Source organism: Plantibacter sp. MMLR14_011, from assembly GCF_001865025.1.
Classification (GTDB): Bacteria; Actinomycetota; Actinomycetes; order Actinomycetales; family Microbacteriaceae; genus Plantibacter; species Plantibacter flavus_A.
The window spans coordinates 171,904-186,786 of sequence record NZ_MJGW01000094.1; the positions used below are offsets into that span (position 1 = coordinate 171,904).

The 14,883-nt window shown below is 71.4% G+C and carries 8 protein-coding genes; 2 read left to right on the top strand and 6 right to left on the bottom strand.

The genetic code is table 11. From position 1 onward, the window contains the following. Window positions 1-150 precede the first annotated feature (150 nt). Genes BIU99_RS18725 through mvk form a run of 5 tightly spaced genes read right to left on the bottom strand, consistent with a single transcriptional unit; the run spans window position 151 to window position 5,675 of the window. A complete protein-coding gene (locus BIU99_RS18725; RefSeq protein ID WP_071262513.1) occupies window positions 151-1,344 on the bottom strand; it encodes a hydroxymethylglutaryl-CoA synthase in 1,194 nt (397 codons plus the stop codon). 59 nt (window positions 1,345-1,403) lie between these two features. Continuing rightward, complete coding sequence (locus tag BIU99_RS18730) at window positions 1,404-2,471, bottom strand: hydroxymethylglutaryl-CoA reductase (protein WP_071262514.1); 1,068 nt, start codon at window positions 2,469-2,471, stop codon at window positions 1,404-1,406. Continuing rightward, complete coding sequence (locus tag BIU99_RS18735) at window positions 2,468-3,685, bottom strand: phosphomevalonate kinase (protein ID WP_071262515.1); 1,218 nt, start codon at window positions 3,683-3,685, stop codon at window positions 2,468-2,470. Before BIU99_RS18735 ends, BIU99_RS18730 begins: the two co-directional genes overlap by 4 nt. Further along, window positions 3,682-4,740, bottom strand: coding sequence for a diphosphomevalonate decarboxylase (gene mvaD, locus BIU99_RS18740; protein WP_071262516.1), 1,059 nt, complete (start codon window positions 4,738-4,740; stop codon window positions 3,682-3,684). The genes BIU99_RS18735 and mvaD overlap by 4 nt, the downstream gene beginning before the upstream one ends. Next, a complete protein-coding gene (gene mvk, locus BIU99_RS18745) occupies window positions 4,737-5,675 on the bottom strand; it encodes a mevalonate kinase (RefSeq protein ID WP_064295174.1) in 939 nt (312 codons plus the stop codon). The genes mvaD and mvk overlap by 4 nt, the downstream gene beginning before the upstream one ends. Window positions 5,676-6,064: 389 nt before the next feature. On the opposite strand from mvk, the gene BIU99_RS18750 reads away from it, so the two are divergent. Both BIU99_RS18750 and BIU99_RS18755 read left to right on the top strand, forming a co-directional pair. Beyond that, entirely contained in the window at window positions 6,065-11,647 is a 5,583-nt protein-coding gene (locus tag BIU99_RS18750) for a glutamate synthase-related protein (RefSeq protein ID WP_254773655.1), read from the top strand. 23 nt (window positions 11,648-11,670) lie between these two features. Further along, window positions 11,671-13,503 (top strand): sulfite reductase subunit alpha, encoded by a 1,833-nt coding sequence (locus BIU99_RS18755; protein WP_082916047.1) that lies wholly within the window; start codon window positions 11,671-11,673, stop codon window positions 13,501-13,503. 118 nt (window positions 13,504-13,621) lie between these two features. Here BIU99_RS18755 and BIU99_RS18760 read toward each other — a convergent pair whose 3' ends face one another. Then, on the bottom strand, window positions 13,622-14,767 hold the full coding sequence (locus tag BIU99_RS18760; protein ID WP_064295173.1) for a 5-(carboxyamino)imidazole ribonucleotide synthase: 1,146 nt from the start codon (window positions 14,765-14,767) through the stop codon (window positions 13,622-13,624). Between the last annotated feature and the right edge of the window lie 116 nt (window positions 14,768-14,883).

Consider the following 14,883-nt stretch of genomic DNA (forward strand, 5'->3'; position numbering starts at 1 on the left):
CGGCGCGGTGCGCTGACGCGAGCGCGGGGGGAACCGGCACGACCGCGGGGCACACGCGTGAGCGCGCCCCTCTGGAGACCCGCGCTCACGTCCCCGACCCGCGGTGACGTCAGCGCACCGCGCTGGCGACCACCCAAGACAGCCGGGGGGTCAGGCGGAGGTGGGCTCGTACTGCCGGCGATCGCCGACGACGCCCGCGAAACGGAACGGCGCTCCGGTCTCGCGCGGACGGTCGGAGTCGTGGACGTCGGCCGACGCCGCGTCCTCGAGGAGCTGCAGGTAGCGGGCGTCGTCGACGACCGTCCGCGCATCCAGCTGCGCACGGTTCGCGTCGCTCCGCAGCGCCGAGCGGTAGCCCGGTCGCACGATGCCGCTGAAGCACTCCGCGACCGCACCCGATCCGTAGCTGAGGAACGCGATGCGCCGACCGGTGAGGTCGTCGTCACCGTCGAGCAGCGCGAGCAGCGCGAGGTACACGGAGGCCGTGTAGCTGTTCCCGATCCGGCGGTTGTACCCGGTCGTCGGCTCGATCTGTGCGTCCAACTCCTCCTGGGTGCGCCCTGCGCCGAGCGACTTGGCCAGGTGCCGGTGCGCCTTGATCGCCATCTTCGTGAACGGCTGGTGGTAGCAGAAGTGGTCGACCTCGGAGAAGTCCGCTCCGCCGCGTGACCGGTAGTCCGCCCAGGCACCCTCGATCGCGTCCTGGTAGGCCGAGATGGACAGCTTGCCGTCGACGATCGCCGTCGCACTGTGGTTCGGGCGCCAGAAGTCCATGACGTCCTGCGTGTAGACGCCGGTCGCGGTCTCGAGCTCGAGGATGGCCGGATCGGCGGCCACGAGCATGGCGACGGCCCCGGCGCCCTGCGTCGGCTCGGCGTTGGAGTGCAGTTCGTACCGCGCGACGTCGCTCGCGATCACGAGCACGGTCTCCTCGGGGTTCCGCGCTACGAGCGCAGCCGCGAACTGCAGCGCCGCGGTGGCCGAGTAGCAGGCCTGTTTGAGCTCGACCACGCGGACCGCCTGCGGCAGGCCGAGCAGCCGGTGCACGTAGACGCCCGCGGACTTCGACTGGTCGATCCCGGACTCGGTGGCGAACAGGACGGTCCTGAGCCGGTCGCTGCCGTGCCGTTCGATGATGGGCGCGGCAGCGGCGGCGGCCATCGTCACGATGTCCTCGTCGGCGGCCGGGACGCTCATCTCGCTCTGGCCGAGACCGACGTAATACTTGGCGGGCTCGACGCCGAAGCGCCCCGCGAGCTCGGCGAGGTCGATGCGGTTCGCACCGGTCGCGAAGGCGATGTCGTCGATGCCGACGGCGGGGCTGGTGGTCTGGTTGGTGTTCACGTGCGGGGTGCTCCGTTCGAGCGTCGACGATGCACCGGTCCCCCGGTGCGGTGGGAGGGTCAGGCGGGCGCGCCGGCCGCGGTCTGCGCGCTGCGTTCGAGCTTCAGGTGGGCGGCCATGAGTTCACCGGGGTTGGTCTGCGCGGCGAGGAGTGACAGTTCGCCACACCAGACGGCGGCAGCGCACAGGACGGCGAGTCGCCGGGCGTTGGCGCCGGGTTCACGGTCCTCGCGGCATCCGAGGCGGGTGAGGTTCTCCTCGACGAAGCCGAGCCCCTTGCCGTTGCCGACCGTGCCGACGATGAGGTTCGGCAGGGTGCAGGAGAAGTAGAGGTCGCCGTCGTGGACCTCGGCGTGCGTGACGCCCTGCGAGCCCTCGACGATGTTCGCCGCGTCCTGGCCGGTCGCCAGGTAGAACGCGAGCAGCATGTTGGCGTAGTGGGCGTTCGCGCTGCGCAGACCGCCGGCGAGGATCGTCCCGACGAGGTTCTTGCGCACGTTCAGCTGCACGATCTGCTCGGGCGTCGTGTGCAGGAACCGCTCGACGATCGCCCGCGGGATCGTCATCTCCGTGACGACGTTCTTGCCACGGCCCAGGATGCCGTTGACCGCGGTCGCCTTCTTGTCGGAGCAGAAGTTGCCGGAGATCGAACCGTACCGGAGCATCGGCCAACGCTCCATGATGTACGGCATGAGACGGTCCGCCGCGAGCGTGACCATGTTGTGCCCGGACGCGTCACCCGTGCGGAACTCGAGGCGCAGGAAGAGCAGGTTGCCGGCGATCTGCGAGTTGATCTCGATGAGTTCTGCGAAGTGGCTCGACCGGGCGACGACGGCCTGCAGCTCGGGCAGGCTGCGCTCGATCTCGCGGAGCGCCTGCAGGGCGTCGCCGGCGGAGTCGACCTCGAACAGGACGGAGCGGCTCATCCGCTCGTCGACGAGCGTCGCGCGGATGCCGCCGGGGACCATGGAGGAGATGCGGGCGCCCCGTCGGACCGACGGCCAGAGCGGGCTCTCGTAGGTGGCGAGCGGGACCTCCTGCTCGCCCTCCATGACGTTGCCGCTCAGGTGGAGCGGACCGATCCACTTGAGTGGGACCGGTGCGACGCCGTCGGGTTCGTTGCTCATGCGTGGGGTTCCGTTCCGCCCCGGAGGACGTCGTGCTGCTCGGCGAAGGCACGAGCGTAGGTGGATCTGATGGATTCGACCGCGTCGTCGTCGGTACGGCTGATCTCCGACGGCCCCCACGGGCTGTGGGCGGCGTCGATGAGTCCGGTCGGCGGGTGCACCGTGAGCGGGAGCCGCTCGATGCCGTGCGCCGACCAGTCGTCCTCGAGGGCGGCGGTGGAGACGGACTGCCCGATGAACGCGATCCCGCAGTCGCCACCACCGGCACCGGAGGACTTGGCGGCCCCGCCGAGGCGTTCGGCGGCGTCGCAGAGTTGCGCGAGCGCGGCGGTCTCGATGTCGACACCGGCGTCGCGGCCGAGACCGGCGAGCGTCGCGCGCGCGGAGCGGACGGCGCCGAGCACGAGGGCCGGGTCCTCGTCGTTCAAGCCGATCGTGAGGGCGTCGACGGCGGCGCGACTGGCCGCGAGGAACGAGGTGTAGTGGGCGGTCTCCGCCCACTTGCGGGACTGCAGCTCGTCGACGAGACGCGTGGTCGAGGCGGGCTCGCCGGTCCAGCCGACGAGGAGCCGGAGGGAGGTCGGTGGCGACAGACGCTCGAGCCCCAGCTCGGCCCAGGGGTCGCGGAGGGCTGCGAGCACCCCTTCGCGGTGGCGCACCTCCCGCAGCCGCGCCCGGTCGGGCGAGGTGTAGCGGAGCCAGCCGCCGAACATGCTCGCCGCGAGGTCGCCCCCGGAGGCTGCCGGCGCGACGTCGATGGTGGCGAGGATCGCGAGCTTGAGCATCTGCGTCCGGGTCAGGTCGAGCTGGTAGAACTCGTCGAGGGCGCGGATGGTGGCGGTCGTCACGGCGGCACTCGAGCCGAGGCCGAACTTCCTGCCGCTCGCGTCGTCGAGCTCACTGGTGATGGACAGCGCGGAGAACCGCTGCGCCACGCCGAGCTCGGCGACGAGGGTCTCCATCGTGCTCACGGCGGAGAGGACGTGGTCGAGCGGGCGTTCCTCGTGCTCGACGACGACCCCGTTGCGGTTGCGACGCCAGATGATGGGCGCTCGGCCGTACTGGTCGGAGAAGATGCGGCCCTCGTGCTCGCTCGCCTCGAGTCGGACGGTGACGCACCGGTCGACCGCGACGAGGATGGAGGGGTGCCCTGGTTCGACGACGGCGTACTCGCCGGCCACGAAGAGCTTGCCGGGCGCCTTGATCTCGATCATCGCGCTCCTTCCGTTGTCTGCTCGCCCGCCGATCCGCCGGGCTCCGAGGTGATGAGCCTCGCGCCCCGTCCGGCTCTGGCGGGGATGACGCCGATGTCGGGCTGCGCCTCGAGGATCCGAGTCGCGAGCTCGTCGACCGCGTCGGCTCGACACAGGATCTTCACGTTCGGGCCGGCGTCCATCGTCGCATAGCATTCGAGGCCGTCGCCTCTGAGGTTTGCGACGAGGTCGAGCAGTTCCACGCTCGCCGGTCCCCAGTACCGGACCGGCGGCTCGGCGCCGAGCATCGTGGCGTGCATCCGCATCGCGTTCCGCTCGGCGATCGTGCCCACGGCGGTGAAGTCGGCGCGGGCGATCGCGGCGAGCATCTCCTCGAGTTCGACGGGGGTGCGTTCCACCCAGGCGGGGTAGTACGGCGAGGTGTCGACCGTGCGCCGCATGCCGTCGCGGCTGGAGACCGACTTGGCCCGGGCGTCGAGGACGGTGAGGACCATGCCGAGCTCGAGTCCGGGCGCGGGCACCGCCTCGGCGAAGGAGCTCTCGTCGTCGTGGCCGGCGTGCCAGACGGCGATCCCGTCGAAGATCGAGCGGGAGGCCGACCCCGAGCCACGGCGGGCCAGGCGGGAGAGGGCACGGCGATCGAGGTCGAGTCCGAACGCGGTCGATGCGGCGAGCGCCAGCGCGGCGAAGCCCGAGGCCGAGGAGGCGAGGCCGGCCCCCGTCGGGATCTCGTTGTGGGAGTCGACGGTGACGCGCTCGTCTCGGTCGGCGAGCGCGCGCACGAGGTCGATGAAGCGTGTGACGCGGGAGCGGGCGGTGCCCTCGAGGGGGCGTCCGCCGAGGAGCACGACGTCGTCGGCTGCGTCCGTCAGTCGCACCGTCGTCGTCGTGGGCGCTGCGTCGAGGGTCAGTGAGAGGCTTCCGGTCCACGGGAGGATGAGCGCCTCGTCCCGCTTGCCCCAGTACTTGACGAGGGCGATGTTGGGGTTGGCCAGCGCGGTCGCGGCGCCGTCGGCCGACGCGGTCTCGGCATGCTGCTGTGGGGTCGGGGTCACGCGTAGTCCTCCGCGTCGATCGTCCAGGTGCCGAGTGCTCCGGCCTCGAGGAGGGCTTGCGAGATGCGTCGGGCTGACGCGGGGTCCGCGGCGAGGGTGATGATGCATCCACCCTGCCCGCCGCCCGTGAGCTTCGCGCCGAGGGCGCCGTTCGCCGCGGCGACCGCGATGAGCGCGGTGATGGCGGGGTGACCGGCGCCGAGTTCGTCGAGGACCACCTGCGCCGCGTTCATGCGGGTCCCGAGGTCATCGCGGCGGTCCGCGGCGAGGTCGGCGACGCCCTCCACGGTCCCGCGTTCGAGCTCGGCCAGCAGCGCCCGGCCGCGCTCGGGGTGCAGCTCGACGAAGGTGCGGACGTCGGCGACCGCCTTCCGGGTCGATCCGCGCGCACCGGTGTCGGCCACGACGAAGCTGCCGCCGAAGCGGATCGGCGGATGCTCGACGCGGCCGGCGGTGAAGAGGATGGGCGTCGAGGCGCTCGTCGCCCGGGCGTCGAGACCGCTGGGCGTCCCGTGGGCGACGCGTTCGCCACGCTGCACGAGCTCGAACCGGTCGGCGTCGTCGAGCGCCACACCGTGGAGGTCGGCGACGGCGTCGACGATCGCGTTGGCCGCTGCGGCACTCGAGCCGAGGCCTCTGCCGATCGGCAGCGTCCCGCGGACGACGACCTCGACGCCGGCCGGTGCCGCACCGACGTGCGCGAGGGTCTCGAGGACGGTGGTCCCGAGCGGATCGGAGGCGTCGAGCGGGCCGAGCGAGATCTCGGTGTCGAGGACCGAGGCCCCGTCGATGCGCCGGGCGGTCGCCTCGACCCGGAGCGACGGGATGGGCAGGGCGACGGCTGGAGAACCGTAGACGACGGCGTGCTCGCCCAGCAGGATCGCTTTGGCGTGCGCGAAGCCGCGACCGGTCGCAGCCGTGTGCTCTGTCGTCATCTCACCATTCTGGTCCGAAAAACATGCAGCTGGCTGCACATCGGTCGTCCGGTCGCGATCCGATCCACCACGGGCCGGCCCGTGAGCCGCCCCGCAGCGCATCCGGGCGCTGCACGATGGGCCGTCGACGGGAGCCGCCGGAGCGCTCACGGCGTGTCCCATACGTACCGGAAACACCCAGCCTACGCCGATCGGCCGGGTTCGGCTCGTTACGGTTGAGTGGGCGGGACGGCCCGGTTAGGATCGGATCACCTCCATTCATGCAGACGACGGCCGCCGCACCCAGCGCCCGCGTCGACACGGACCCACCCTCCAGCGACGTAGATCCGGTCCCGTCATCTCACCGTCTCCGGGCCGTCCAGCGCCCGCATTCCGAGGGGTACCCCGTCGTGATCTCGTCTTCCGTTCCACCGCGCCCGCGCACCGCCGCACCATCGCCCCTGCCCGACCTCGTCGATCGCCAGACCGACAAGAGCGACTGCGGCGTCGGCTTCATCACCCGCAAGGACGGCGTGCAGAGTCACGACGTCATCGCCCTCGGCGACACCGCCCTGTGCGCCATCCCCCACCGCGGCGGCATGTCCTCCGAGGGTGTCGGCGACGGAGCGGGCGTGCAGATCGACCTCTCGGTCGACTTCTTCAGCTCCCTCGTCGGCAAGCCGCTCGTCGCCGGGCGGTTCGGCGTCGCGAACGTCTTCCTCCCGGTCGACCACGGTCGGATCGGCGATGCCGAGGCGCTCATCGAACGCTCGCTCGCCGAGGCCGGCTTCACGGTTCTGCTCGCCCGTGCCGTGCCGACGGTCGACGCCGTCCTGCGCCCGAAGGCCGTGCAGTACCAGCTGCCGATCCGGCAGTGGATCTTCGAGCCGTCGGACGACGCCTCCACGGATGACCTCGACCGGCGCGCGCACGCGGCCCTGCTCGCGATCGAGGCCACCGCCTACACGGACCTCACCCTCGACGGCCTGTACCCGCTGTCACTCAGCACGCGCACGCAGGTCCTGAAGGGACGCCTCAACTCCGGCGAGGTCATCCCCTACTTCGCCGACCTGGCCGACCCCCTGCACCGGGTGAGGACCCTCGCCTTCCACACCAGGTTCTCGACGAACACCGCTCCCCACCCGTCGATGGCACAGCCTTTCCGCCTCATGGCGCACAACGGCGAGCTCAACACCGACCGCAAGAACCGTCTGTCCGAGACGGCGCTGGCGGCATCTCGAGGCCGGAAGATCATCCGGGCCAGGGGTCAGTCGGACAGCTCCCGCCTCGACCAGACGCTGCACAGCCGCGTCGTCGAGGACGGCCTCGAACTGCTCGAGGCGGTCGTATCGGTCATGCCCCCGGCCTGGGAGAACGATCGCACGCTGAGCCGCGAGGTTCGGGCGATGCTCGAGTACTTCTCGCTCGTCGAGGAGAAGAACGACGGCCCGGCCGCCCTCATCTTCAACGACGGCACGACCGTGGGCGCCCGGCTCGACCGCCTCGGCCTGCGCCCGCTGCGCAGCGTCGAGACGGCGGACTACCTCTGCGTCACCTCCGAGGCGGGGCAGCTGCCGTTCCCGGACGACGAGGTGGTCCACCGCGGTCGCATCGAGGCCGGCGGCATGCTCGCCTACGACCACCGCACGGGCACGCGCCTCCGAACGGGCGAGGCGCTCGAGCTCCTCGCGGCGCGCAAGGACTACCCGGCGATGCTCGCCGCATCGGCCACCGACCTCGACGCGCTCGAGGACCGGGGCGTCCCGGTGTCGGCACCGACGGCCTCGGCGGACGACGCGTTCGCCTACCGCGGTGGGCTGAGCCAGGTGCAGCGCTACGTCGCCTACTCCCTCAACCAGGAGAGCTTCCGGTTCATGACGGACCCGATGCTCGCCTCGGGCAAGGAGCGGATCTCGGCGATGGGCTACGGCAACGCCATCAACGCCCTGTCCGACCAGGAGGGCGGCCTGGCGAAGTACTTCTCTCAGCGCTTCGCCCAGGTGACCAACCCGCCGCTCGACAGCATCCGTGAGGCTGACGGCATGACCCTGCGGGTCGCGCTCGGTCCGAAGCCCGGTAGCGGCACGGTCGGCACGAAGCAGCTCGTCCTCCGATCCCCCATCGTCAGCGAGGACGAATTGCGGCGCCTCAGCGCTCAGCACGAGTCGCCGGTCGCGTGGTTCGACATCCTCTTCCGGCCCGAGGTGGACGCGCAGGTGAACGCCGACGCGCTCGAGGCCGCCGTCGAGCGCGTGGCCGCGGAGGTCGCCGGGTTCGCCGCAGAGAACGGCGGTATCGCGATCCTCAGCGACCGCGGCGTCCACGCGGAGGGTGCCGCCCTGCCGCTCATCCTCGTCGTGGCGGCCGTCAACCAGCGACTCATCGACGACGGCCTCCGGCTCCGCGTGTCGCTCGTGGTCGACAGCGGCCAGCTGCCGTCCTCGCACCACGTCGCCTCCGCCCTCGGCTTCGGTGCGTCGGCGGTGCACCCGCTCGCGGTCCGCCTCCGCGCCGAGCAGCAGCACCCCGACGAGGTGGAAGCCGCGTTCCGACGGTTCGCGTACGCCGCCGAGAAGTCGCTCCTGAAGACCATGGGTCGGGTCGGCCTGTGCACCGTCGAGAGCTACATCGGCGGCGAGTTCTTCGAGCCGAACTACCTCGACACGAGCGACCCCGTGCTCGCGCGCGCCTTCCCGCACCTCCGCGCCCCCGTCGGCGGCGTCGGGTTCGCCGGGATCGCCCGGACGGCGAGCGCCTGGCACCAGCGCGCCCTGACGACGTCGAGCGACGCGGACGTCCCGCTCCTCGGCCTGTTCAAGGAACGCGCCGAGGGCGCCGGCCACTCCTACGGGACGACCGCGGTCCGCGGCTTCGTCGACCTCACCGAGGAGCCCGTGCAGCTGCCGCGAGCGGGCACGACCGCCGTCGACCGCGACGGCGGCACGCTCGGCGACGACCCGCTGCGCCTCCACACCATCGGGAACCTCGAGGACGCGTTCGGGATCGACGACGACGCCTACCAGCACACCTCCTTCGACGCCCTCGACGACGACGAGATCGACGCCTTCACCATCACGCCCGGCTACCGTTCCTTCGTCCAGTCGATGACCACCGAGCGGCGCCGTCGCCCGGCCGCCCTCCGCGACGTGCTCGTGCTGCCCGAGGACATCACCCGGCTGACCACCCCGGAGGAGTTCGCGCGCGAGCTCGATCGGCTCGGCCCCGTCGGCAACTCCTCGATCGTCGTCCGCGGCCTGCGCGCGACGCGGACCGAGCAGGGGCGGCACCGGCTGCAGCTCACGGGACCGCTCGCGGGCGACCTCACGCGGGTCTCGGCGCTCGGCGAGTACTACGTCCACCGCTTCGGCGGCGAGGTGACGGGGCACTGGATCTCCGGTGGCGACCTCATCGTGGAGGCGACGGGGTCCGCCGACGACTACTTCTCGATGCTCGTCGAGGGGGCCGAGAGCATCTCGACCGACCTCGTCCAGCCGGCGAGCGAGATCACCCGATCCCTCGCATCCGGGGCGATGAGCCACGGCGCCCTCGTGGCGACCGCTCACGAGGCGGTGGCCCACGGCACCAACATGGTCGGTGGGATGTCGAACAGTGGCGAGGGCGGCGAACACCTGTCCCGCTACGGGACCATCCGCGGCTCACGCATCAAGCAGTTCGCCTCCGGGCGCTTCGGCGTCTGGGCCGGCTACCTCGCCGACCCGATGCTCCAGGAGCTCGAGATCAAGATCGGCCAGGGCGCCAAGCCCGGCGAGGGCGGTCAGCTCCCGGCTCCCAAGGTGACGGTGGACATCGCCGCCGCCCGGGGTGGCACGCCCGGCATCGAGCTCGTCTCGCCGCCGCCGCACCACGACACCTACTCGATCGAGGACCTCGCGCAGCTCATCCACGACTGCAAGGCGGCACGGGTCCGCGTCGTCGTCAAGCTCGTCTCCTCCGAGGGCATCGGCACGATCGCCGTCGGCGTCGCCAAGGCCGGTGCCGACGTCATCAACGTGGCCGGCAACACCGGTGGGACCGGCGCAGCCGCCGTGACGAGCCTCAAGTACGCCGGACGCAGCGCCGAGATCGGCATCGCCGAGGTCCACCAGGCCCTCAGCGCGAACGGTCTGCGGTCGAAGGTCACCCTGCGCTGCTCCGGCGCGCACCAGACCGGTCGCGACGTCGTCATCTCCGCCCTGCTCGGCGGCGACAGCTTCGAGTTCGGGACCACCGCGCTCATGATGCTCAAGTGCGTCATGGCGAAGAACTGCAACGTGAAGTGCCCGGCCGGTCTCACGACCAACCCGGAGACCTTCGACGGCGACCCACGCGCGCTCGCGCAGTACCTCCTGAACATCGCGCACGACGTCCGCGAGCGGCTCGCCATCCTCGGCCTCCGCTCGCTCCGCGAAGCCCGCGGTCGCACCGACCTCCTCCACCTCGTCGACCACCCGGCCGCCGTCGCGGACCTCGACCTGCGGGCCATGCTCGCGGTCGTCCCCGAGGTCGTCGTCACCGACCCCGTCTACCTGGAGAAGGACTTCACGCTCGACGACGCCCTCATCGAGCGGGTACGGGCAGGACTCTTCGACGACGGCCGGACGACGCTCGACCTCGGAGCCGAGGACGCCGACGGCGGGATCCGCCTCGGCAACCGCTGGCGTTCCGTGGGCGGGCAGCTCGCGATCGACCTCGAGCGCATCCTCAACCACGAGCTCGACGACGCCCAGGCGGCGGCGATCCCGTCCGTCGTCACCGACGACCGCGGCCACCGTTCGCTCGCCGCTGACACCGTGACCATCCGCACCGAGCACTCCGCGGGGCAGTCGTACGCGGCGTTCTGCGTCGACGGCCTGCACTGGCGGCACACCGGCACCTGCAACGACGGCGTCGGGAAGAGCGCCTCCGGTGGCACCATCGCGATCCTCTCCCCCGGCGGCGGCAGCTCGGAGGACGGCGGCAACGTCCTCATCGGCAACTTCGCGCTCTTCGGGGCGACCGGCGGCCGCACCTTCGTCCAGGGCGAGGCCGGCGACCGCTTCGCCGTCCGCAACTCGGGCGCAACCGCGGTCGTCGAAGGCGTCGGCGACTACGCCTGCGAGTACATGACCAACGGCGCCGTGCTGAACCTCGGCGGCTTCGGTATCGGCTTCGGCAACGGGATGAGCGGTGGCTTCGTCTACCAGTACGACCCGCGGGGCGAACTGCCGAGCAAGGTCAGCGCGGACTCGCTCCTTCTCGGATCGATCACCGAGGGCGAGCAGGCCGCGTTCCACGAGGCCGCCGTGCTTCTGCTGCTGGAGTGGCACGTCGAGGCGACCGGCTCGCCGCTCGCCTCCCGGTTGCTCGCCGAGTGGGACACGGCGAGGCACCAGTTCGTGTTCGGCATGCCCCGCGCACTGCTCCTCTACCAGGACAGCGACGCGATCCTCGCGGCCAAGAGCCGGAAGGAACTCCTCGACGAGCTCGGCGCGGCCCTCGCGGCACAGCAGCTCCGCACCTTCAAGCTCGACTACCGCGACCGCCGGCCGGTCCGCGGCGGTCGTGCCCCCGGGCTCGGCGAACCGGCGGCGGACCCGCAGGACGTCTACGCACTCCTCACGAGCTACACGGTGCTGAAGCTCGCCCAGGAGGTCGCGCTGTCCCGCACCCCCGGCGTCGACGACCCGTCGCACCCGCTCGTGCAGGCGAGCGTGCGCACGCTCATCCTCACCGAGGACTTCTTCGTCATGCAGCGGGTGCAGCGGGCGGCTCGAGAGCTGCTCGAACGGTACGACGACGGGGCGCTCGCCGCCATGATCGCGGCGAAGCGACTCCACGACTACACGGAGGCCCTGCGGCTGCGGAACGTGCGGTCGATCGACCACCCGGGCACCACGGGGTGGATCATGCACCAGCACGCCAAGAACCGTGCCCGATCCGCAGTGACCGGTGGCACCGAAGCACTCCTTGCATCGGCCGCTCTGGCCGAACTGACGCTGGCGGGTGGCCGATGAACGCGCCCGGCCCGGAGGGGATCATGACCGAGACACGGACACCGACGGCGATCGGATCGAGCCCGGTGCTCTTCGAGGCGCTCGCCGCGCTCGGCAGCAGCGCCGACGACCCGTTCATCCCGGCGGACGCACCGTTCAGCCCCGAGCAGCGTGTCTGGCTCGCCGGTTTCCTGGCCGGTGTCCGCTCCAGCGCGATCGACGCCACCGACGCAGGTGGCCGCACGCCGCAGCTCGCCCTGCACGTGCTCGTCGGGACGCAGACGGGCACCGCGGAGGCCATCGCGGAGGATCTCGGCCGAGCCGCCTCCGGCTACGGTGTGGCGGTGACGACGATCGGGCTCGACGACGTCGAGGTCGACCGGCTCCCGACGATGGGACACGTCGTCGTCATCACCTCCACGTACGGCGAAGGTGAGATGCCCGACAACGCCGAACTGTTCTGGGAGACGCTTCAGGCGAGCACCGCACCACGCCTCGACGGCCTGAAGTTCTCCGTGCTCGCGCTCGGCGACTCCGGATACGACGGGTTCTGCCAGGCGGGCAAGCTCATCGACACGCGTCTGGAGCAGCTCGGCGCGGAACGCATCCTCGCCCGCGTGGACTGCGACGTCGACTACGAGGAGCCCGCCGCGGCGTGGACCACGCAGGCGCTGTCGCTGTTCGGCGCCCTCGCCCCGACGGACGCCGATGCGGCACCCGCTCCCGCGCCGGCGGCCAAACCGGCGAAGAAGCCCGGCCGCACGCGTTCACCGTGGACCCGCAAGACGCCGTACGGCGCGACCCTCGCCGTCAACCGCGTCCTGTCCGGGCCCGCCTCGTCGAAGGAGATCCGGCACTACGAGTTCGACCTTGGCGACAGCGGCATCGAATACGCGGCCGGCGACGCCCTCGGCGTCATGCCGAGCAACGACCCGGCGCTCGTCGACGCCATCATCGCCGAACTGGACGCGACCGCGGACGAGTCGGTCGACGGCTCGACCCTGGCGGACCGGCTCACCCACGGGTTCGAGATCCGCACCCCGTCGAAGGACCTCGTGGCCGAGCTCGCCGACCGCGCGCCGGACTCGGAGCTGGCGGGGATCCTCGCGCTCGCCCAGGCGGAGACGCTCGACTCCTGGTTGCGCGACCGCGACATCCTCGACCTCCTGCGCTCCACCGCGGTCCGGTTCGACGCCGCCTCGCTCCTCGACGTGCTGCGTCCGCTCCAGCACCGCGCGTACTCGATCTCGTCCAGTCCGCTGGCGGCCGACGGGCGCGTGCACCTCACCGTCGCGAGCGTCCGGTACGCGGTCGGCGACCGTCTGCACGGCGGCGTCGCGTCGACGCATCTCGCCGACCGGGTCGCGGAGGGTGCCACGAGCGGGATCTTCGTCTCCGCGAACGCGGGCTTCCGGGTGCCGTCGGACGACGATGCACCGCTCATCATGGTCGGCCCGGGAACCGGGATCGCGCCGTTCCGCTCGTTCCTCCAGGAGCGCCGCGAGCGCGGGGCGACGGGTCGGAACTGGCTGTTCTTCGGCGACCAGCACCGCGCGCACGACTTCATCTACGAGGACGAACTCGGCGAGCTGCTCACCGGAGGGGTGCTGGACCGTCTGGACCTCGCGTTCTCCCGCGACCAGCGCGAGAAGGTGTACGTCCAGACCCGGATGCGCGAGAACGGCAAGGAGCTCTACGCCTGGCTCGAAGAGGGCGGCCACTTCGCCGTCTGCGGTGACGCCTCACGGATGGCGAAGGACGTCGACCAGGCGTTGCACGAGCTCATCGCCGAACACGGCGGGCGTTCGACGGAGGCCGCGGCCGAGTACGTGCACACGCTGAAGCGCGAGAAGCGCTATATCCGCGACGTGTACTGAGGCGCTCCGGGGTCGAGGGCGAGGCCCTTCGACAGGCTCAGGGACCGGTCATCGGTCCCTGAGCCCAGCCCTCGGTCCCTGAGGCCCTCACCCGGCCCCTGAGCTTGTCGAAGGGCGGTCAGGCGTTCTCGGCTCCGAGCAATGCCGCGGCGGCGCGTGCCTCGTACACGACGTCGTCGAGATCGTCGCCCGCGACGTTGACGTGGCCGACCTTGCGCCCGGGGCGGGGGTCCTTGCCGTAGTTGTGCACCTTCGCCAGCGGGTGCGCACCGAGGACCTGCGGGTAACGGTCGTCGAGCGTCCCCTCCGCGGGCCCGCCGAGGACGTTCACCATGACGGTCCAATCGCGGTGGCAGCCCGTCCAGCCGAGGGGCAGGTCGAGGACGGCGCGCAGGTGCTGCTCGAACTGGCTCGTGACGCTACCGTCCTGCGTCCAGTGCCCGCTGTTGTGCGGACGCATGGCGAGTTCGTTGATGAGCAGGCGGTCGTCGTCGGTCTCGAAGAGTTCGACGGCCAGGACGCCCGTCACCCCGAGCGCGGTCGCGACGGTCACGGCGATCTCCTCCGCGGTGTCGGCGAGCCGACCGGCCGAGCCGGGCGCCGGAGCGATGACCTCGCTGCACACCCCACCGAGTTGGACGGTCTCGACGACGCGCCACGGCACCACCTCGCCGGACGGGCGCCGGGCGACGAGCTGGGCGAGCTCGCGCCGGAACGACACCAGCTCCTCGACGAGCAGTGCTCCGCCGTTGGCGTCCTCGGAGAGCGCTGTGAACCAGTCGTCGACCTCGTTCGGTCCGTGGACGACGCGGACGCCCTTGCCGTCGTAGCCACCACGTGGCGTCTTCACGACGCCCTTCCCGCCGTGCTCGGCGAGGAAGGCGGCGAGCTCCTCCTGATCGTGCACGCGCGCCCAGTCGGGCACCGGCAGTCCGAGCTCCGTGAGGCGTTCGCGCATGAGCAGCTTGTCCTGGGCGACGGCGAGCGCGTCCGGTCCCGGGTGTACCTGCACACCGGCGTCGACGAGCGCCCGCAGGACGTGCTGTGGCACGTGCTCGTGGTCGAAGGTGATGACGTCGACCGTCTCGGCGAAGGCGAGCACCGTGTCGGCGTCGCGGTAGTCGCCCACCTCGACGGTGGCGAGCCGGGCAGACATGCCCTCCTGCTCGGCGAGCACCCGGATGTCGAGTCCGAGGTTCACGGCCGCGGGCACCATCATCCTGGCCAGCTGACCACCGCCGATCACTCCGACGCGAATGCTCATGGGTTCACTCCAGCTCTCCGGCGACCGGCCGGCGGGTCTCGTTTCGGCAGGCGGGACGGGCGGATCCGGAGGCGGATCGGCGGGTGCCCCGACTCGAACATCGTACCGGCCGGGCG